Genomic DNA, 19,828 nt, shown 5'->3' with positions numbered 1-19,828 from the left:
CACGCTTCATGCTTTGTTAGCCGTCTGCGTTCACCGTCCCGGCATCGATTAATCCTAATCGAAGTTTGTTTGTTGCGTTGCGTACCAGAAGGGTAACACTCAATGTCCGGTATCGTCCTCTCTTCGTCGGTTCGTCAGAACCTGCTCTCTCTCCAGTCCACCGCTGATCTTCTCGCCACCACACAAAGCCGTCTGTCGACCGGCAAGAGCGTCAACTCGGCCCTGGACAATCCCACCAACTTCTTCACCGCACAGTCGCTCGACAACCGCGCCAGCGACATCAACAATCTGCTCGACGGCATCGCCAACGGCGTGCAGGTGCTGCAGGCCGCCAACACCGGCATCACCTCGCTGCAGAAGCTGATCGACAGCGCCAAGTCGATCGCCAACCAGGCGCTGCAGACCACCGTCGGCTACTCCACCAAGTCGAACGTCTCCACCACCATCTCGGGTGCGACGGCGGCCGACCTGCGCGGCACGACCAGCTTCGCCAGCGCGACCGCGAGCAGCAACGTCGTGTATAACGGCGCTGCCGGCGGCACCACCGCGGCGACCGGCACGACGACGCTCGGCGCCACCATCGGCACCTTCACGGGCACTGCGGGAACGGCCGGCGACGGCACCGCGGCCCTGACCGGCGCCATCACCCTGATCGCCACCAACGGCACGACCGCAACAGGCCTGGCCGGCAACGCCCAGCCCGCCGACGGCGACACGCTGACCGTGAACGGCAAGACCATCACCTTCCGCTCGGGTTCTGCTCCGGCGTCAACTGGGGTTGCGTCCGGCTCTGGCGTCAGCGGCAACCTCGTCACCGACGGCAGCGGCAACACCACGGTCTATCTCGGGACCGCGGGCACCCCGGCTGCGACCGTCAACGATCTGTTGACCGCGGTCGATCTGGCCAGCGGCGTCAAGACGGCCTCCATCACTGCCGGCGCTGCGACCATCGCCACCAGCTTCAACCAGACCGCTTCGAGCGTTGGTGCGGGCGCCGTCACGCTGAAGAGCTCGACGGGTGCGGATCTGAGCGTCACCGGCAAGGCCGACCTGCTCAAGTCTCTCGGCTTGACCACGTCTGTGGGCGGCGGCAACGCTACCGTGAGCGTCAACCGGACCACGAGCGCGGGCTCGCTCGGTGCGACGATCGCGGACGGCTCGACGCTGAACGTCGACGGTCACGTCATCACCTTCAAGAACGCGCCGATCCCGGGTTCGACCGGTGCGCCGAGCGTTCCGAGCGGCTTCGGTGCGAGCGGCAACGTTCTCACGGATGGCGCCGGCAACTCGACGGTCTATCTGCAGGGCGGTACGGTCAATGACGTGCTGAAGGCGATCGACCTTGCCACCGGCGTGCAGACCGCGACGGTCAATGCCAACGGCACCGCGACGCTTGCGACCGCCACCGGCCAGACCAACTCGTCGATCAACGCCTCGGGTCAGCTCAAGCTCTCGACCGGCGTCAACGCCGATCTGTCGATCACCGGCACCGGCAACGCGCTGAATGCGCTCGGCTTCGCCGGCAACACCGGCACTTCGACCGCCTTCACCGCGGCGCGCACTTCGGGCGTCGGCGGCATCACCGGCAAGACCTTGACCTTCTCCTCCTTCAACGGCGGCACGGCGGTCACCGCCACCTTCGGTGACGGCACCAACGGCACGGTCAAGACGCTCGATCAGCTCAACACCAAGCTTCAGGCCAACAACCTGACGGCGACGATCGACGCCAACGGCCTGCTGACGGTCTCGACCACCAACGACTACGCGTCCTCGACCATCGGTTCGAGCGCCGCAGGTGGTTCGATCGGCGGTACGCTGACTTCGGCGCTGACCTTCTCGACGGCTTCCAGCCCCGTCCAGGATACGGTTGCGCAGACCTCGCGTGCCAATCTCGTCAACCAGTACAACAACATCCTGAACCAGATCGACTCGACGGCGCAGGACTCCTCGTTCAACGGTGTCAACCTCTTGAACGGCGACCAGCTCAAGCTGGTGTTCGACGAGACTGCCAAGTCGAGCCTGAGCATCACGGGCGTGACCTACAACTCCAAGGGTCTGGGCCTCGCTGCGCTGACCAGCGGTGTCGACTTCATCGATAACGCTGCCACCAACAAGGTGCTCACGAACCTGAACTCCGCCTCGAGCACGCTGCGTTCGGAAGCTTCGGCTCTGGGTTCGAACCTGACGATCGTGCAGGTTCGTCAGGACTTCAACAAGAACCTGATCAACGTGCTGCAGACCGGTTCGTCCAACCTGACCCTGGCCGACACCAACGTCGAAGCCGCCAACAGCCAGGCGCTGTCGACCCGGCAGTCGATCGCGGTCTCCGCGCTGTCGCTGGCCAACCAGTCGCAGCAGAGCGTGCTCCAGCTGCTCCGCTAACAAGCGGACGACATCGCAAGACGATTACGGCGGCGGGGCTTCGGCCCCGCCGCTTTCTTTTGCGCTCGTCTCGCGCAGCCGGCGTCCTGCGCGGCCTTCGAAAAGTAACCAGCGGTTATGGTTAATGGAGCGTAAGCGCAGAGAAACACCAATGATTTCAGGCTGATTGCAGAACCCGCGCGCGGCTGCCGGTCGGTTATGGTGAACCGACGCTTATGCAGGCGATGTTCGTTTCACCCTTTGTTAGCCATGTCGCGGCACGCTGGCCCCGTCACTCGATCCGAAGCGATCGAACGAAGACGCGTAAGCCAGAAGGGTAAGAGTCATGTCAGGTATTGTTCTCTCTGCGTCGGTTCGTCAGAACCTCCTCTCTCTCCAGTCCACCGCTGACCTCCTCGCCACCACACAGAACCGTCTGTCGACCGGCAAGAGCGTCAACTCGGCCCTGGACAATCCCACCAACTTCTTCACCGCACAGTCGCTCGACAACCGCGCCAGCGACATCAACAATTTGCTCGACGGCATCGCCAACGGCGTGCAGGTGCTGCAGGCCGCCAACACCGGCCTGACCTCGTTGCAGAAGCTGATCGACAGCGCCAAGTCGATCGCCAACCAGGCGCTGCAGACCACCGTCGGCTACTCCACCAAGTCGAACGTCTCCACCACCATCTCCGGTGCGACCGCCGCCGACCTGCGCGGCACGACCAGCTTCGCCAGCGCGACCGCGAGCAGCAACGTGCTGTATAACGGCACGGCCGGCGGCACCACGGCGGCGAACGGCACCACGACGCTCGGCGCCACCATCGGCTCGTTCACGGGCACTGCGGGAACGGCCGGCGACGGCACCGCGGCCCTGACCGGCGCCATCACCCTGATCGCCACCAACGGCACGACCGCAACAGGCCTGGCCGGCAACGCCCAGCCCGCCGACGGCGACACGCTGACCGTGAACGGCAAGACCATCACGTTCCGCTCGGGTTCTGCTCCGGCGTCGATCGCGGTTGCGTCCGGTTCTGGCGTCAGCGGCAATCTCGTCACCGACGCTAACGGCAACACCACCGTCTATCTCGGCACTGCCGGCACTCCGGCTGCGACCGTCAGCGATCTGTTGACCGCGGTCGATCTGGCCAGCGGTGTCAAGACGGCCTCCATCACTGCCGGCGCTGCGACCATCGCCACCAGCTTCAACCAGACCGCTTCGAGCGTTGGTGCGGGCGCCGTCACGCTGAAGAGCTCGACGGGTGCGGATCTGAGCGTCACCGGCAAGGCCGACCTGCTGAAGGCGCTCGGCCTGACCACGTCTTCGGGAGCAGGCAATGCCAGCTTGAACGTCAACCGGACCACGACCGCGGGCTCGCTCGGTGCGACCATCGCGGACGGTTCGACGCTGAACGTCGACGGTCACGTCATCACCTTCAAGAATGCGCCGACCCCGGGTTCGACCGGTGCCCCGAGCGTTCCGAGCGGGTATGGCGCGAGCGGCGCGGTCGTCACCGACGGTAACGGCAACTCGACGGTCTATCTGCAGGGCGGTACGGTCAACGACGTGCTGAAGGCGATCGATCTCGCCACCGGCGTGCAGACCGCAACGATCAACGCCAACGGCACTGCGACGCTTGCGACCGCGACCGGCCAGTCGAACTCGACGATCAACACGTCCGGCCAGCTCAAGCTCTCGACCGGCATCAACGCCGACCTGTCGATCACCGGCACCGGCAACGCGCTGAACGTATTCGGCCTCGCCGGCAACACCGGAAACGCGACGGCATTCTCCGCCGCCCGCACTTCCGGCATCGGCGGCATCGCCGGCAAGACCTTGACCTTCTCCTCCTTCAACGGCGGCACGGCGGTCAACGTCACCTTCGGCGACGGCACCAACGGCACGGTCAAGACGCTCGATCAGCTCAACACCAAGCTTCAGGCCAACAACCTGTCTGCAACGATCGACGCCAACGGCTTGCTGACCATCACCGCGTCCAACGACTACGCGTCCTCGACACTCGGCTCGACGACCGCCGGCGGTGCGATCGGCGGCACGCTGACTTCGGCGCTCACCTTCTCGACGGCTTCCACTCCCGTCCAGGATGGCGTCGCCCAGACGGCCCGTGCGAACCTGGTGTCTCAGTACAACAACATCCTGAACCAGATCGACACGACCTCGCAGGACTCCTCGTTCAACGGCGTCAACCTGCTGAACGGCGACCAGCTCAAGCTGGTGTTCGACGAGACCGGCAAGTCGAGCCTGAACATCACCGGCGTGACCTACAACTCCAAGGGTCTGGGCCTCGCCTCGCTGACCGTCGGTGTCGACTTCATCGACAACGCCGCCGCCAACAGGGTGCTGACCAATTTGAACGCCGCGTCGAGCACGCTGCGCTCGGAAGCCTCGAGCCTCGGTTCGAACCTCTCGGTGGTGCAGATCCGTCAGGACTTCAACAAGAACCTGATCAATGTGCTGCAGACCGGCTCGTCCAACCTGACCCTGGCCGACACCAACGTCGAGGCGGCCAACAGCCAGGCGCTGTCGACCCGCCAGTCGATCGCGGTCTCCGCGCTGTCGCTGGCCAACACCTCGCAGCAGAGCGTGCTCCAGCTGCTCCGCTAATAAGCAGCTGAAATAACTGAAGAAAATTGACCGGCGGGGCCATTTGCCCCGCCGCTCTTTTTTGCGTCCGGAGGCGGGCAGGGGCGTTCACCCGCCATTAACCCTATCGCTTAAACCGGCGTTAACCATACTTTAAAGGACACCTCCTAAAACTGGACAAAAGCCCGCTTTGCAGACCGCGCGGCCGATTCGTATCCGGTTCAAGAGGAAGACTCGCCAATGTCCAACATCGTTCTCTCGGCGTCCGTTCGCCAGAACCTGTTGTCGCTGCAGTCGACGGCCGACTTGCTGGCCACGACGCAGGAGCGGCTGTCGACCGGTAAGAAGGTCAACACGGCGCTCGACAACCCCACCAACTTCTTCACGGCGCAGGGGTTGGACAACCGGGCGAGCGACATCAGTAACCTGCTCGACGGCATCAACAACGGTGTGCAGGTGCTCCAGGCCGCCAACACCGGCATCACCTCGCTGCAGAAGCTGATCGACAGCGCCAAGTCGATCGCCAACCAGGCGCTGCAGACCACGGTCGGCTATTCCACCAAGTCGAACGTCTCCACCACGATTCCCGGGGCGACGCCTGCCGACCTGCGCGGCACGACCTCCTATGCCAGCGCGACCGCCAAGAGCAACGTGCTCTACACCGGTGCAGCCGGTGGCACGACCCCAGTCACCGGGACTGCGGCGCTGGGTGCATCGCTCGGCTCGAGCGCCGGCACCTTTACCGGCACGGCAGCGCTTGCCGCCGACGGCACCACCGCGCTGTCCGGCACCGCGACATTGGTCGGCACGACCGCGTCCACCACGTTCGGGGCCGCGCCCGCCGATGGCGACACGCTGACCGTGAACGGCAAGACCATCACCTTCCGCACCGGCGCCGCTCCGAGCACGCAGCCGACCGGCTGGGGTCTCGACGCCAGCGGACACATCGCCACCGACGGCAATGGCAATTCGATCGTCTATGAGGGAACGGCGGCTGCGCCCGGGGCGACCATCAACGACGTACTCACTGCCATCGACCTCGCCAGCGGCGTCAAGACCGCCACGATCAGCGCGAGCGCGGCCACCATCGCGGTCAGCGGTTCGGCCGGACCCGTCGGCACGCTTCAGACCGCATCGTCCATCTCGGGCGGCGGCCTGGTCACGCTGAAGAGCTCGACTGGCTCCGATCTGAGCGTGACGGGCAAGGCCGACTTCCTCAACAAGCTCGGTCTGACCGCGGCGACCGGCGCCGGCAATGCGAGCGTGACCGCGGCCCGATCGACCACCGCCGGCTCGCTGGGCACTCTCGTTCAGGACGGCTCAACCCTGAACATCGACGGCCATACCATCACCTTCAAGAACGCGCAGACGCCGCAATCTGCGGCGAGCGTGGCCACCGGGTATGGCGTCAGCGGCAACATCGTCACCGACGGCAACGGCAACTCGACCGTCTATATCCAGAGCGCGACGCTGACCGACCTGCTCAACGCGGTCGATCTTGCCACCGGCGTCAAGACCGCGAGCCTCTTCAACGGCGCGGCGACGTTGACGCCCACCGCGGGTCAGATCCCGTCGTCGGTCAACAGCAGCGGCCAGCTTGCGCTCTCAACCGGCATCAATGCCGATCTCTCGATCACCGGCACCGGCAACGCACTGAGCGCGTTCGGCCTCAGCGGCAACACGGGAACGGCGACGGCCTTCACCGCGGCGCGCACCTCCGGGGTTGGCGGCGTCAGCGGCAAGACCCTGACCTTCTCGTCCTTCAACGGCGGTACGCCGGTGAACGTCACCTTCGGCGACGGCACCAACGGCACCGTCAAGACGCTCGATCAGCTCAATGTGCAGCTGCAGGCGAACCACCTGACGGCGACGATCGACGCCAACGGCGTGCTGACGGTGACCACCGTCAACGAATACGCGTCCTCGACCCTCGGTTCGACTGCCGCGGGCGGCGCGGTCGGTGGTACGCTCACCGGCGTGCTCGCCTTTACCACCGCGCAGCCCCCGGTTCAGGACCCCGTCGCGCAGACGGCGCGTTCGAGCCTGGTCAGTCAGTTCAACAACATCCTGGCGCAGATCGACACGACGTCGCAGGACTCGTCCTTCAACGGCATCAACCTGCTCAACGGCGACACGCTGAAGCTGGTGTTCAACGAGACCGGCAGCTCGACGCTCGGCATCAACGGCGTCGTGTTCAACGCGGCGGGTCTCGGTCTCAGCAATCTCGTTCCCGGCACGGACTTCATCGACAACGGCGCCACCAACAAGGTGCTCGCCAGCCTGAATGCCGCCTCGAGCAGGCTGCGCTCGGAAGGCTCATCGCTCGGTTCGAACCTCTCGATCGTGCAGGTGCGTCAGGACTTCTCGAAGAACCTGATCAACGTGCTGCAGACCGGCTCGTCCAACCTGACGCTCGCCGATACCAACGAGGAAGCGGCGAACAGCCAGGCGCTGTCGACCCGCCAGTCGATCGCGGTCTCCGCGCTGTCGCTGGCGAACCAGTCGCAGCAGAGCGTGCTGCAGCTGCTCCGCTAATTTCGAGAGCCAAGCTCACTATTCGAGATTTCGCGGCGGGGCTAAGGCTCCGCCGTTCTTTTGAGGGAGATCGCTAAGACAAGATTAGCTGAGATCAGCACGCATCGCGCGAAGCGCGTTTACATCGTGCGTGCGTGGATCTAGCGTTGCGCTGACGAAGAGCTTCGCGACCCGTAATTGTCCGGAGTGCTTCCAAGCACACACGTAAGCAAATCTTAAGCGGTGCTGCCTAGGGTTGGGAAAGAAATCCTTAAGCGCTTACAACGCGCTAGGTAACCTCCAGGGTGTGATTGATGTCGAATTCCGCTGCCTCGGCTTATGCGCGTGTTGCAACCACCACCGCATCTCCTCGCGACATCGAGGCGCAGACCCTGCTCAAGGCCGCGAACAAGCTCCAGGACGCCGTGAACAACGCCGATCCGCTCAGCGAGCAGACCATGCATGCCCTCATGTTCAACCGCAAGCTCTGGACTATCTTCTTGAGCGAGGCGATGCGCGACAACAATCCGCAGCCGATCGACGTGCGGCAGAAGATCGCCAACATCAGCGTGTTCGTGCTGAGCCAGACCGCCGCGCTCCAGATGAGCCCGCAGTTCGATCACTTCCGTCCGCTGATCGAGATCAACCGCAACATCGCTGCTGGTCTGTCCGGACGCCCGTGACGGGCAGGTGCCGATCACGGCTTGTCGTTTTGCTTCGGCAATACGACTTCCGCGCCGACCGGTGCCGGTCAGGCGCGGAGCAACAACGTCGATCCCGCAATCTCGATCGTGATCGTCAGGCGCTGACGTCGGTGCTGAGCGGACGCGAGGGCTCGGACTTCATATCCAATGCATGGAAATAGGCTCGCCGGCGCAGCATCGCTTCGTCGGGGAACTGGTTGACCACCGCGTCGGTCCTGTCGTTGACGACCTGGAAGACGAAGGACGCGGCGGCCTGGTCGAACACGACCTGGCGCGAGACGTTCTCGCGGTTCGGCAGATCATTGCGCACGGGCGCGCTCGTATCCGCCGCGGCGACCGTCTGGCTCACCGGAAGATCAGTTTGCACGGCCTCGTTCGCCGCCACGTTGGACGTCGTTACGATCTGCACGGGGGCCGGGATCCCCACCGGCCTGATGCTGAAATCTGTACTCATGGCAGCCTCCTGGTTGCCTTATGTGAGTCAAATCCCAACCCCTCTAATAACGCAACCATGGAACACCAGGACTGAAGACCCGGTAAGGAAACGTACCTAACCGCGCGACGATATCGTCGCGCGGTTTTTCGTAAAATCGTCTCTAGTCTTTGTGTGCGCTCAGAGCGAGCGGCTGACCGCAAGCGGGGTGATGTGGCGCGGACCTGGAGCTGCGCGGCGCCCGGCGGCCGTATAGGTGTTCGGCACGTTGCGCTTCTGGATCTCGGCATTGACGCCGCGCACGACGCTTTCGGAGACCGCGTGCGCGGTCGCGAGCACGGTCAGATTGACCTGGAGCATCGCGCGGAACGCGTCGTGGTGGCGATGCAGCGTCGAGAGCAGCTCCGGCGCGGATTTCGCGAGTTGAGGCTGGTTCGCCTTCAACTGGCTGACGGCGCCGACGTAGTTTCGCGACAGCTCCAGCTTCTTGCTCTCGAGCATCATTGCCTCGCGGACCTTGCCGGCGCGAACGAGCTCCGTCTCGCGCTCGATCAGTCCGAGCAGGGCGTTCATCGCATCCATCAGGTCTTCGGCGAGCTTGCGCGCCTCGGCGCTGCCGGGCGCGGTGTTCGGACGCTGGGCTTGCATCGGCTGACGTGAGGCGTTGAACTGGTTCATCTCGTTTGACCTTATGCCGTGCGGATCGTTTTCGCCTGCTGCAGGATGAGGGTGCGGTAGACTTCGGTGGCGACGCCGACGCCGCCGGCCTTGGCGAAGTTCTTGGAATATTGCTCGGTCAGCATCGAGCGCCACACGCCGGTGCCCGGCGTGTCGCCGAACGGGCCTTCGCCCTTCAGGCCCGAGGTCATCTGCGAGAACATGCTGTTGAGAAACATCGCCTCGAAGTCGGTGGCAGTCTTCTGCGCCCTGGCCTGCTGCTTCGGCGGGACCTTTTGCAGGGCGCTCGCCAGCTCGAAGTCCGGCCGGCCGTTGCGGCTTTCCACCGAAAAGGACGAGGAGGTGGCGAGGCGCGGAGTGTTGATCGTGCCGGTCTGCATCACATCACCTCGATGTCGGCTTCGATCGCGCCAGCGGCCTTGATCGCCTGGAGAATGCTGATCATGTCGCGCGGGCCGATGCCGAGGCCGTTGAGGCCGTCGACGAGCTGCTGGAGCGAGACGCCGTCCTTGACGAGGGCCAGCTTCTTGCCGTCCTCGGTGACGGTGACACTGCTGCGCGGCGCGACCACGGTACGGCCGCGCGACAACGGGTTAGGCTGGCTCACCTGCGGGCTCTCGGAGATGGTGACGGTGAGGTTGCCCTGCGCCACCGCGACGGTGGCGACGCGGACGTCACGGCCCATCACGATGATGCCGCTGCGCTCGTCGATGATGATCTTGGCGGCGAGATCGGGATCGACCTGGAGCTGCTCGATCTCGGTGAGAAAGGCGACGACGTTGCCCTTGAACTCCGGCGGGATCGAAAGCTGCACCGTGGAGGGGTCGATCGGCTCGGCGGTCTTGACGCCGAGATAGTCGTTGACCGCGGCCGCGATCCGCTTGGCCGTGGTGAAATCGGCATTGCGCAGCGCCAGGCGCACATTCGGCAGCCGGTTGAGCGCGAACTCGATCTCGCGCTCGATGATGGCGCCGTTGGCGATGCGTCCCACGGTCGGAACGCCGCGCACGATTTTCGCAGCTTCGCCCTCGGCCTGGAAGCCGGAGATCGCCAGCGAGCCCTGCGCCACCGCATAGACATTGCCGTCGGCGCCGAGCAGGGGGGTGACGAGCAGGGTGCCGCCCTGGAGGTTCTTGGCATCGCCGAGCGCGGAGACGGTGACGTCCATCCGCGTGCCCTGGGTGGCGAAGGCCGGCAGATTGCCGGTGACCATCACGGCGGCGACGTTGCCGGTGCGGATGGTGGCGCCGCGGATGTTGACGCCCATGCGCTCGAGCATCGCCTGCAGCGACTGCTTGGTGAAGGGGATGTTGTTGAGGGTGTCGCCGGTGCCGTTGAGGCCGACGACGAGGCCGTAGCCGATGAGCTGGTTCTGCCGCACGCCCTCGATGTTGGCGAGGTCCTTGATGCGCGAGGTCGCAGCCGCCGGCGCGACCGACAGCGCCAGCGCCGACAGCGCCGCGCAGGCCACCCCAACAATCCTCACCCAACGAACGCCTGGCATCCTCTGCTCCCCAAGCCTCCCGAAAAGGCCCCTCAAATCGGAAAGACCTGCACGACACTCCCATGACGAGCTGGTCCAGCGCTGTCCTTGCCAGTGCTGTGCCAACCGGGGCAGCGAGGGTAGGTGGCTGAATAGGTTGAATAAATCTGTTTCGACCGGTGTCAGCGGTCATTCGCCCTGAGGAGCGAAACTGCCGCCCGTCGGCAGATTTTGCCGGGCTGTTTACGCCCCGTTAACCATAAGACGGCGAAGGTGATGCATCGATCACCCGGATTCCCTCCGATGCGCATCTACGGACCGAACGGCACCACGCTTGGAGCGCCGGCCAGCCAGGCCAGGCGAACGGGCTCCGGCACCTTCGTGCTGCCCGACGCCTCGTCGGCACAGGAGACGCGGAGCGCTGCCGCACCGAAGGCCGCCGCCAACATCGACGGGCTGCTGGCTCTGCAAGGTGTCGAGGAGGATCCGGTCGAGCGCCGCAAGCGCTCGGTGGCCCGCGGCAGGACCGCGCTCGACGTGCTCGACGATCTCAAGATGGGTCTGTTGTCCGGCAATCTCGACGCCTCGACCGTGATGCGGCTGCGGGATGCGGCGGCGAACCTGAAATCGTCCTCGGGCGATCCCGGTCTCGATTCCCTGCTCTCCGAGATCGAGCTCCGCGTCGAGGTCGAACTCGCCAAGGCCGGGCAGGCTTAGCAGGCATTGCGCGCTGTCATCGCCCGCCTTGTGCGCGCTTGCGCACTGGGGCGGGCGATCCAGTATTCCAGAGACAGTCGTTGTTGAATCGATAGGCCGCGGCGTACTGGATGCCCCGGTCAAGCCGGAGCATGACAGCGGGGTTTGGGGCGAAACTCCACGTCGCTTCGCACGCGCCTACGCCGCTTCCTCCTTCTGCTGCGCGTCGTAGCGGCGCTGGGCGGCGAGAACGTCTTTCAGATTCTGCTCGGCCCAATCGCGCAGCGGATCGACCGCGCCGGCGAGAGTCACTCCGAGCTGCGTGATCGAATATTCCACCGTGACAGGCACGGTCGCGATCGCATGGCGCCTGATCAGCCCATCGCGTTCGAGCGATTTGAGAACCTGGCTCAGCATCTTCTGCGAAATGCCTTCGATCGTGCGGCGCAACTGATTGAAGCGCATCGCCTCTTCGCGCAACAGCAGGAGGATCAGCACCGCCCATTTGTCGCCGACGCGATCCAGGATCTGGCGGGTGGGGCAGTTCGCTGCATAGACGTCGGGTTTCATGGTCGGGCCTCGGAATCCGTTCTCGTCGCTTACAGTACGCATGGGGTTACCCTCGTGTAATCAGGTAAGCACAAAGTGCTCTCTTAACACCAGCATTCTTTTTGTTATCTAGTTTCCTTTAGTTACCAAAGTAGCAAAGGAGCCTTCCAATGAAAATCGCAGTCGCCGGCGCCTCGGGCCGGGCCGGGTCGGAGATCACCAAGGAACTGTCTCGCCGCGGCCACGCGGTCGCAGCCATCGCCCGGAACCCGGAGAAGATCGCAGCCCTGCCCAACGTCACGCCGACCAAGGGAGACGTGCTCGACCAGGCGGGCCTTGCCAAGCTGTGGGCCGGGCACGACGTCGCCGTGAGTTCCGTGCACTTCCTGGCCAGCGACGCGATCAAGCTGATCGGCGCGGCGAAGGACGCCAAGGTCGGTCGTTACCTCGTCGTCGGCGGCGCCGGCAGCCTCGAGGTGGCGCCGGGCGTGAAGCTTGTCACCACTCCCAATTTTCCGGCCCAATACAAGGCCGAAGCGGAAGCAGGTTCGGCCTTCCTCGATCTCTTGCGGCAGGAAAAGGAGCTGAATTGGACCTTCATTTCGCCGTCCGCGCTGTTCGTCGAGGGGGAACGCACCGGCAAGTTCCGGCTCGGCACCGATCAGCTTCTCGCAGATGCGAACGGCAAGAGCTGGATCAGCTTCGCTGACTACGCCATTGCGCTTGCCGACGAGATCGAGCGCCCGGCCCATTTGAGGCAGCGCTTCACGGTCGGCTACTAGGCCTTCGGCCGCCCCCGGTCCTTCCAGGATAAACCTTCCTGTGCAAGGGTTTGGGGGCGCCGATCGGACGGTGAGGGAAACATTGTCTGTCACAGGAGGCCGCTATATAACGCCCCGCTCAACGGACACCATTTCCGTTGCGAGTCGTTGCTTAGACAGATAGGCCGCCCTTGGAAAAGTTGAAAAACTACCGACCGACCGAAAAAGAGCCTTTCATGAACGACCGGCAAAAGGAGTACTTCCGTTTGAAGCTCCTTGCCTGGAAGGATGAGATCCTCAAAGAGTCCAAGCTCACCCTGCAAGCCTTGCAGGAGGAGAACGTGAACCACCCCGATCTCGCCGATCGGGCATCGTCCGAAACCGACCGTGCCATCGAACTCCGCGCCCGCGACCGCCAGCGCAAGTTGATCGCCAAGATCGACGCCGCGCTCCAGCGTATCGAGGACAACACCTACGGCTATTGCGAGGACACCGGCGAGCCGATCTCGTTGAAGCGGCTCGAGGCCCGGCCCATCGCGACGCTCTCGGTGGAGGCGCAGGAGCGCCACGAGAAACGCGAGAAGGTCTATCGCGACGAATAGAGTCCGAGCCGCAGAGATGCGGCTCTTTGTTTTTGGACACAAGGCGCCGTTTCGCGTCGTGATCAGCATTTTGCCTGGCGCTTGCAGATGCGTGCCTCGGCGCGCGCGCGAGCGCGAAAAGTGAATCGCGATCAACGGGCTAGGCTCGATTCCTCCGAGCTCACGTGAGTTCGGATGAGAAGCAGCCTTCACTTCAGGTGCGGGAGATTTTGCGAGTCGCATCAACGGGATCGACTCGGGAGTTGAAGCGCTGATCCAGCTGCATGAAGCATCGCTGCAATCATGCCTTTTGCGCTGTTTGCGGGACCTGCGAGGCGCCTGCCTCCATAGAGCCTCCACCAGCTCAATATTTCCTTAAACGCGGGCGAGGCACTGTAATTCCTCCGGCCGGGCGCGCTTGTCAGGCCGGAGCGGGGATGCTGAAGTACCGCCTGCGACTGCGTAGCGTGGGAGGCGGCGCCGATGGACAAGATTCTTGAAGCCGCAAAGGCGATCGCGCTGGCGCGCCGCAACCATGCGCCGCTCGCGGTGCTGGAACGTCCACCCATTGATGAAGCCGAGGGCTATCAGGTCCAGCGCACGCTGCACGACCTGCTGCTGCCGCATGCCGGTCCGCTGGTCGGCTACAAGATCGGCTGCACCAGCCAGGTGATGCAAGACTATATCGGCATCCCGCATCCCTGCGCCGGCGGCGTGTTCCAGAAGGGCGTGCATGATAGCGGCGCCAGGCTTGCCGCCTCCAAATATGTCCGGGTCGGTGTCGAATGCGAGATCGCGGTTCGCCTGAAGCGCGACCTCGCCGCCGGCGAGGCGCCGTTCACGGCCGAATGGGTCGGCGAGGCGGTCGAGGCCTATCATCCCGCGATCGAGATCGTGGACGATCGCTACGTGAAGTGGGAGACGATGGGCGCGCCGACGCTGATCGCGGACGATTTTTTCGCGGCCGGCTGCGTGCTGGCCCCGGCGGTTCCGCGCTCGTCGGTCCCGGACCTGAAGGCCGTCAAGGGCCGCGCCATCCTCAACGGCGAGGAGGTCAGCCACGGCACCGGCGCCGACGTGCTCGGCCACCCCCACAACGCGCTCGCCTGGCTCGCCAACCATCTCGCCGCCGAAGGCAAGGGTCTTCACGCGGGACAACTCGTGCTGACGGGCAGCCTGGTCAAGACGCTGTGGCTGAAGGCCGGCGACAAGGTGCGGATGGAACTGGACGGGCTGGGCGTGGTGGAGGCTGAATTTACTTGAGCTCTCGGCGCCGTCATTGCGAGGAGCCCTTGCGACGAAGCAATCCAGGGTCTCTCCGCGGAGGGATTCTGGATTGCTTCGCTTCGCTCGCAATGACGGAGATTGAGGCGACGCCATCGCTCTTCAATTTACAACTCAACTGCAGACACGCCTTCTCATCCTCGCGGCATCTTCCGCCCAAGTTTTGCAATCGTCTCGCCCTCCTGAAATCAAGAAGGCGCAGGGAAGGCCGGGCGCCGGCTGGCACCCGAAGTCCCGCGTGTGCGAAAGGAACGCGCACGGGGTGGACGACAGGTGACGCCGGGACATCCCGGCCTTCCCTGCGCGAATGGCTTTAACGGTGTCCTTCGTGCTCTCCTCGGGGAGCGATGCACTATCCCCGTCGCCTTGCGGATGATCGATGCGCGCACCGGTCGGCCGCCACATCACCGCAGGACTTGACGCACAGACCCCGGGCGTCAGGACCACACGACTTCTCCGTCCGCGCACGTCTTCGCCGGCCCCTCGATGGCTGGCGTGCGCTCACCATCGAGACCAAGCGTCAGACGCTGTCAGCGCCGTGTCGTACCGCGCAGGCGGCTGCTCACAGGTTTCCCGCCCTGCAACCTGCCATGCCCGCCGACGCCGTCGCGTGACCGCATTCCATCCCGCGTTTCGTGACGATCGCGATACGCCCTCTTGTGAGACGGAACGAAGCGAGAACATAATGAGGTGGTCGGAGCGTGTCAACGAAAATTTTCAAAATCCGAATATTCTGAAATTGAAAATTGGTGTCGAATATGGTACCAAGTTCGGCTTCGTTCAACGCGAATGAGCTCGGAATCAAGGATCGCCGATGCCATTGACCCATAGTTTTCGAGAGACCATTCGCGCGCGGGCGGAGCGTGATCCTGCCTTTCGCGAGGCGCTGTTCCTGGAGGCGATGCAGGGATTGTTGCAGGGAGATGTCGACTACGGTCGCACGGCGCTGCGGACCTACATCAATGCCACCATCGGTTTCGAGCGCTTGAGCAAAGTGCTCGACCGTCCGCAGAAGAGCCTGATGCGGATGTTCGGGCCGCGCGGCAATCCGACGGCGGAAAACCTGATGGCGGTGATCCACGCGCTCCAGAAGGAGACCGGTGTGCATCTGGAGATACGTGCGGTCGCAAAAGCGGCGTGAGGAGTAGACGTTCTCTCAGCCGTCATTGCGAGGAGCCCTTCGCAACGAAGCAATCCAGGATCTTTCCGCGGAGGGATTCTGGATTGCTTCGCTTCGCTCGCAATGACGGTGGTTGGCAGCCGCGACGCCAAAATACATGCGGCCCTCGCCAGGGGAGCTAGCGAGGGCCGCGTCGTACATCGTCGTTCGCGTCTAGGTTCGCGAACACGATGTGGGAGCTCGGGAGAGGGCTAGAAGGGCAGCAGCACGTCCATGACCTGCTGGCCGTAGCGCGGTTGTTGCACGTCCATGATCTGGCCGCGGCCGCCATAGGCGATGCGGGCCTGCGCGATCTTGCTGGAATCGACGGTGTTGTCGCTCTGGATGTCTTCGGGGCGGACGATGCCGGCGACCACGAGCTCGCGGATCTCGTAGTTGACGCGGATCTCCTGCTTGCCTTCGACCACGAGGTTGCCGTTCGGCAGCACCTGGGTGACGACCGCGGCGACGTTGGTCTGCAACGCTTCCTGGCGATTGACCGAGCCCTTGCCGTCGGCGGAGGAAGTCGAGTCGGTGGTGAGAAGGCGACCGGGCAGGACCTTGAGCGGCTGCGTGACCGTCTGGCTGCCGATAAAATCGGTAATCCCCGAATCTTCCTTGGCGGTTCGGCTGCGCTGGGTTTCGTTGGAGAGGTTGGCCTTGTCGGTGATGTTCACGGTCACGGTCAGGAGGTCGCCGACCTGGCGGGCGCGCTGGTCCTTGAAGAAGGCGCGGCTGCCGTTGCGCCACAACGAATTCGGATTGTAGGAGGCGACTTCCGGCTTCGGCATCGGCATCTGCACCGGCTTGTAGCCGGGCTGCGCCGTCGGATTGTCGATCGCCGAGAGCTTCGGCTGCTCGCCGATCTGCGACAGGCGATCGATCGAGGAGCAGCCGCCCAGCGCGCAAGAGGCCAGCAGCAGGGCAGAGATCGCGATGCGACGAAGACGGGAAGCCGAACTGAACGAGGACATGACTTACTCTGACTTGGCTGGAGCTTGCGAGGCGCGAACTTGCGGGATCTGTGCTTGTGCGACTTGAGCCGGCGAGGCGGGAGCTTGGACCAGGCTCCGGACGATGGCTGCAGTGTCGATGGGAGCGGGCGCTTCGCGCTGGAGCGAGGAGGTCTGCTCGACCGCGGGCGCCATCGGTGCGGACTGGCTCGCGCCCTGGATCGTCACCTGGCCGCGACCGGTGACGACACCGGTCAGCGTCCGCTTGGATTGCAGATTGATCACGCTGACGGTGTCGCCCTCGGCGCCGCTCTCGATCGCCTTGCCGCGCGTGGTGAGATAGACGCCGGGCACCTGGTAGATGATGGTGACGGCCTGATCGCGCACCACGAAGTCGGGTTTGACGATGTCGGCGGCACGGAGCGGCGTGCCGGCCCGCATCGGCCGGCGCAACTGCATGCCGACGCTGCGTTCGCGCGAGGCAGGCTCGCCGGTGACCTCGGCCTTCGGCCGGCGCTCCAGCGAGACGTCGGAAGATTTCAGGAGATCGGTACGGTCGATGTCGCGCGTCAGCACGGCCACTTCCACCGTCTCGATCGCGGTGCCGGTGAAGCGGAGCTTGGTCGGGGCCGGATTGTTGTCGTTGGCAATCTCGAAGGCGATGTCGAAACGGCCGCTGCGGGCGTCATAGCGGGTAGCGACCGGCTGCAGCGCGCCGCTGTTGGAGGCGTCCAGCCGCATCTCGGCGGCGCCGCGGTCGAACGTGATGGTGATGTTGGCGGCGTCCCCGAGGCCGAAGCGGCGTTCGAGGGCCGCGGCGACCGCGGTTTCGAGGTCCTTGCTCGCGAGCGTGCGGGCGAGGCGGGTGACCTGGACCTCCTTGATGTCGCCGGTCATCACGCCGATCACCTGTTTGGCACGGAGCACCGACAGCACCTGGGCGACCGGCAGCGCGCCGGTGGTGCCGAGATCGGGCGAGCGATAGACCGGGATCAGCGCGGCCGATCCGGCATTGTCGATGAGATCGCCGACACGCACCACGTCCGAGGTCACGGTGACGCTGGCGCGCAGCGTCGGCGAGGCGATGAAATCGTCGGCGGCCGCTGCCGGCAGGGCCAGCGCGAGAAGGGCGGAGATCGTGGCGAGGGTGGCGCGGATCATCGTCATCACCTCAGCGGAACAGCGCCGTGGTCGATTGCATCATCTGGTCGGCGGCGCTGATCACCTTGGCGTTCATCTCGTAGGCGCGCTGGGCGGCGATCAGGTCGCTCATCTCCGAGACGACGTCGACATTGGCCTGCTCGAGGCTGCCTTGCGAGATCTTGCCGTAACCTTCGGCCGTGGCCGTGCCGTCCTGGGGCGGACCGGAGGAGGGCGTCTCGGTGAACTGATTGCTGCCGACGGGCTGCAGGCCCGCCTTGTTGATGAAGCGGGTCAGGCCGATCTGGCCGAGGATGGTCGAGGTCGAGGAGCCTGGCAGCGTCACCGAGACCTGGCCCTGCTCATTGACGGACAGGCCCGATGCGTTGTTCGGAATCGTGATGGTCGGCTGCACCGGGTTGCCCTGCGCGGTGACGACGCGGCCCTGATTGTCCATCTGGAAGGTGCCGTCGCGGGTGTACTGGTAGGTGCCGTCGGGCATCAGGATCTTGAAGAAGCCTTCGCCGGAGACCGCGAGGTCGAGATCGTTGCCGGTCTGCGACAGCGTGCCCTGAGTCATGCTGCGCGGCGTGCCGACGGTCTTGACGCCGCCGCCGATGTCGACGCCGACGGGCAGGATGGTGCCCTGGTCCGAGGCTTGCGCGCCAACGCGGCGTACGTGCTCGTAGATCAGGTCCTGGAACGCCGCGGTCTGCTTCTTGAAGCCGGTGGTGCGCAGGTTGGCGATGTTGTTGGAGATCACCTGAACGTTGAGTTCCTGTGCCGCCATTCCGGTCGCGGCGGTGTGAAGCGCCTGCATGTCAGTTCTCCCTCAATCAGGCCGGAACGTCGGCGAGCTTTTCGATCGCCGATTTGTGGAGGTCGCTCTGCTGCTGGAGCAGGTTGGCGATGGCGGTGTAGCTGCGCATGACTTCGACCATGCGGGTCATCTCGCCGACCGAGTTCACGTTCGACTTCTCGACATAGCCCTGGCGCACGCTGGACTTGGCGTCGGTCTGCTGGGTGGCGGAGCCGACAGCATAGAGATTGGCGCCGAGCTTGGTCAGCTTGGTCGGATCGTCGAACGAGGCCATGCGGATCTTGCCTCGGATGGAGTCGGTCTTGGCGGTGCCCTCGAGCACCGTGATGGTGCCGTCGGGGGCGACGTTGATGTCGTGGTCGGTCGGCTGGAAGGTGATCGGGCCGCCGGTGCCAAGCACCAGATTGCCGTCCGAGGTGACGAGCTGGCCGGTGCTGTTGAGCGAGAATTTGCCGTCGCGGGTGAAGAGCTCGCCGCCATTGGCCTGCACCGCGAAATAGGCGTTGCCGTCAATCGCCATGTCGAGCGGATTGCTGGTCGGCTCCATCGGCCCCTGGCCGATGTCGCGGTAGGTGCCGCGGTCCTGCACATAGGAGACACGGCGGTCGGCGCCGATGAAATTGTCTTCACGCGCGTTCGAGTTGAGAAACTCCTCGAACAGCGAATGGTCGGCCTTGAAGCCGTTGGTATTGGCATTGGCGACGTTGTTGGCGATGACATCCATCTGCCGTTCCAACGTCATCTGCCGCGACAGGCCGATCAGAAGCGCGTTCTGCATCGGAAATCTCCCCTGAGTGGATCTGCCATTTCGCTCTCCCAAGCGCCTTGGCGGACCCCGTGAACGAGACCGTCAGGTTCTCCCAAACCGTTCGGTCTCGGCCCTCTCTCAGCGAAAGCCGTGCCAACTCCGAAAATTACGCGATTTCAGCGACTTGCCGATTTTTGATGGGCGCGGGAGGGCGGCAGAAAGGTTCTGTTAGCCATGTCTGCCCGGCAGATTTTTCCTAGTGAAAGCCCAATCGAAAGATTCCGTTAACCATTATTACCGTAGCGTTTGCCGTGAAGAGGAGCGCACTCCGCCGGGCATTTGTATCGCGTCACTGTCTC

General features: G+C 64.3%; 18 protein-coding genes. 9 read left to right on the top strand and 9 right to left on the bottom strand.

Annotation, left to right across the window (positions count from 1 at the left end):
• Nucleotides 1-102 precede the first annotated feature (102 nt).
• From IVB26_RS27115 to flaF, 4 genes are all read left to right on the top strand, one after another.
• On the top strand, nucleotides 103-2,382 hold the full coding sequence (locus tag IVB26_RS27115) for a DUF1522 domain-containing protein (protein WP_247968175.1): 2,280 nt from the start codon (nucleotides 103-105) through the stop codon (nucleotides 2,380-2,382).
• A 325-nt stretch (nucleotides 2,383-2,707) separates the two neighbouring features.
• Nucleotides 2,708-4,987: a DUF1522 domain-containing protein gene (locus IVB26_RS27110; RefSeq protein WP_247968174.1), complete on the top strand. Its 2,280-nt coding sequence runs from the start codon at nucleotides 2,708-2,710 to the stop codon at nucleotides 4,985-4,987.
• Nucleotides 4,988-5,206: 219 nt separating this feature from the next.
• On the top strand, nucleotides 5,207-7,501 hold the full coding sequence (locus tag IVB26_RS27105; RefSeq protein WP_247968173.1) for a DUF1522 domain-containing protein: 2,295 nt from the start codon (nucleotides 5,207-5,209) through the stop codon (nucleotides 7,499-7,501).
• Nucleotides 7,502-7,794: 293 nt separating this feature from the next.
• On the top strand, nucleotides 7,795-8,163 hold the full coding sequence (gene flaF / locus IVB26_RS27100; RefSeq protein ID WP_247968172.1) for a flagellar biosynthesis regulator FlaF: 369 nt from the start codon (nucleotides 7,795-7,797) through the stop codon (nucleotides 8,161-8,163).
• Nucleotides 8,164-8,278: 115 nt separating this feature from the next.
• On the opposite strand, the gene IVB26_RS27095 is transcribed toward flaF, so the two are convergent.
• From IVB26_RS27095 to IVB26_RS27080, 4 genes are all read right to left on the bottom strand, one after another.
• On the bottom strand, nucleotides 8,279-8,638 hold the full coding sequence (locus IVB26_RS27095) for a hypothetical protein (RefSeq protein ID WP_247968171.1): 360 nt from the start codon (nucleotides 8,636-8,638) through the stop codon (nucleotides 8,279-8,281).
• Between the two features lie 159 nt (nucleotides 8,639-8,797).
• The gene (locus IVB26_RS27090) at nucleotides 8,798-9,295 is read right to left on the bottom strand and encodes a hypothetical protein (protein WP_247968170.1); all 498 of its coding nucleotides are present in this window, start codon (nucleotides 9,293-9,295) and stop codon (nucleotides 8,798-8,800) included.
• Between the two features lie 11 nt (nucleotides 9,296-9,306).
• A complete protein-coding gene (flgJ, locus tag IVB26_RS27085; RefSeq protein ID WP_247968169.1) occupies nucleotides 9,307-9,675 on the bottom strand; it encodes a flagellar assembly peptidoglycan hydrolase FlgJ in 369 nt (122 codons plus the stop codon).
• The gene (locus tag IVB26_RS27080; RefSeq protein WP_246920635.1) at nucleotides 9,675-10,799 is read right to left on the bottom strand and encodes a flagellar basal body P-ring protein FlgI; all 1,125 of its coding nucleotides are present in this window, start codon (nucleotides 10,797-10,799) and stop codon (nucleotides 9,675-9,677) included. Before IVB26_RS27080 ends, flgJ begins: the two co-directional genes overlap by 1 nt.
• Nucleotides 10,800-11,081: 282 nt before the next feature.
• Here IVB26_RS27080 and IVB26_RS27075 point away from each other — a divergent pair, with 282 nt between their 5' ends.
• Nucleotides 11,082-11,495, top strand: coding sequence for a flagellar assembly protein FliX (locus IVB26_RS27075; RefSeq protein ID WP_246920638.1), 414 nt, complete (start codon nucleotides 11,082-11,084; stop codon nucleotides 11,493-11,495).
• Between the two features lie 177 nt (nucleotides 11,496-11,672).
• Here the strand turns inward: IVB26_RS27075 and IVB26_RS27070 are convergent, their stop codons facing one another.
• Entirely contained in the window at nucleotides 11,673-12,044 is a 372-nt protein-coding gene (locus IVB26_RS27070; protein WP_247973280.1) for a winged helix-turn-helix transcriptional regulator, read from the bottom strand.
• Nucleotides 12,045-12,193: 149 nt separating this feature from the next.
• On the opposite strand from IVB26_RS27070, the gene IVB26_RS27065 reads away from it, so the two are divergent.
• From IVB26_RS27065 to IVB26_RS27050, 4 genes are all read left to right on the top strand, one after another.
• On the top strand, nucleotides 12,194-12,805 hold the full coding sequence (locus IVB26_RS27065) for an NAD(P)-dependent oxidoreductase (RefSeq protein ID WP_247968168.1): 612 nt from the start codon (nucleotides 12,194-12,196) through the stop codon (nucleotides 12,803-12,805).
• Nucleotides 12,806-13,020: 215 nt separating this feature from the next.
• Nucleotides 13,021-13,386, top strand: coding sequence for an RNA polymerase-binding protein DksA (dksA, locus tag IVB26_RS27060; protein WP_008554760.1), 366 nt, complete (start codon nucleotides 13,021-13,023; stop codon nucleotides 13,384-13,386).
• Between the two features lie 462 nt (nucleotides 13,387-13,848).
• On the top strand, nucleotides 13,849-14,628 hold the full coding sequence (locus IVB26_RS27055) for a 2-keto-4-pentenoate hydratase (protein WP_247968167.1): 780 nt from the start codon (nucleotides 13,849-13,851) through the stop codon (nucleotides 14,626-14,628).
• Between the two features lie 835 nt (nucleotides 14,629-15,463).
• Nucleotides 15,464-15,790, top strand: a complete 327-nt coding sequence (locus tag IVB26_RS27050; protein WP_247968166.1) for a helix-turn-helix domain-containing transcriptional regulator — start codon at nucleotides 15,464-15,466, stop codon at nucleotides 15,788-15,790.
• A gap of 230 nt (nucleotides 15,791-16,020) precedes the next feature.
• On the opposite strand, the gene flgH is transcribed toward IVB26_RS27050, so the two are convergent.
• Genes flgH through flgF form a run of 4 tightly spaced genes read right to left on the bottom strand, consistent with a single transcriptional unit; the run spans nucleotide 16,021 to nucleotide 19,499 of the window.
• Complete coding sequence (gene flgH / locus IVB26_RS27045) at nucleotides 16,021-16,782, bottom strand: flagellar basal body L-ring protein FlgH (protein ID WP_247968165.1); 762 nt, start codon at nucleotides 16,780-16,782, stop codon at nucleotides 16,021-16,023.
• Between the two features lie 3 nt (nucleotides 16,783-16,785).
• Nucleotides 16,786-17,922, bottom strand: a complete 1,137-nt coding sequence (gene flgA, locus IVB26_RS27040) for a flagellar basal body P-ring formation chaperone FlgA (protein ID WP_247968164.1) — start codon at nucleotides 17,920-17,922, stop codon at nucleotides 16,786-16,788.
• A gap of 10 nt (nucleotides 17,923-17,932) precedes the next feature.
• Nucleotides 17,933-18,721, bottom strand: coding sequence for a flagellar basal-body rod protein FlgG (gene flgG / locus IVB26_RS27035; RefSeq protein WP_247968163.1), 789 nt, complete (start codon nucleotides 18,719-18,721; stop codon nucleotides 17,933-17,935).
• Between the two features lie 16 nt (nucleotides 18,722-18,737).
• On the bottom strand, nucleotides 18,738-19,499 hold the full coding sequence (gene flgF / locus IVB26_RS27030) for a flagellar basal-body rod protein FlgF (RefSeq protein ID WP_247968162.1): 762 nt from the start codon (nucleotides 19,497-19,499) through the stop codon (nucleotides 18,738-18,740).
• Between the last annotated feature and the right edge of the window lie 329 nt (nucleotides 19,500-19,828).

The sequence above is a fragment of the Bradyrhizobium sp. 195 genome (assembly GCF_023101665.1).
GTDB lineage: Bacteria > Pseudomonadota > Alphaproteobacteria > Rhizobiales > Xanthobacteraceae > Bradyrhizobium.
The sequence above is the reverse complement of the archived record's forward strand: the minus strand, read 5'-3'. Positions and strand labels throughout refer to the sequence as shown.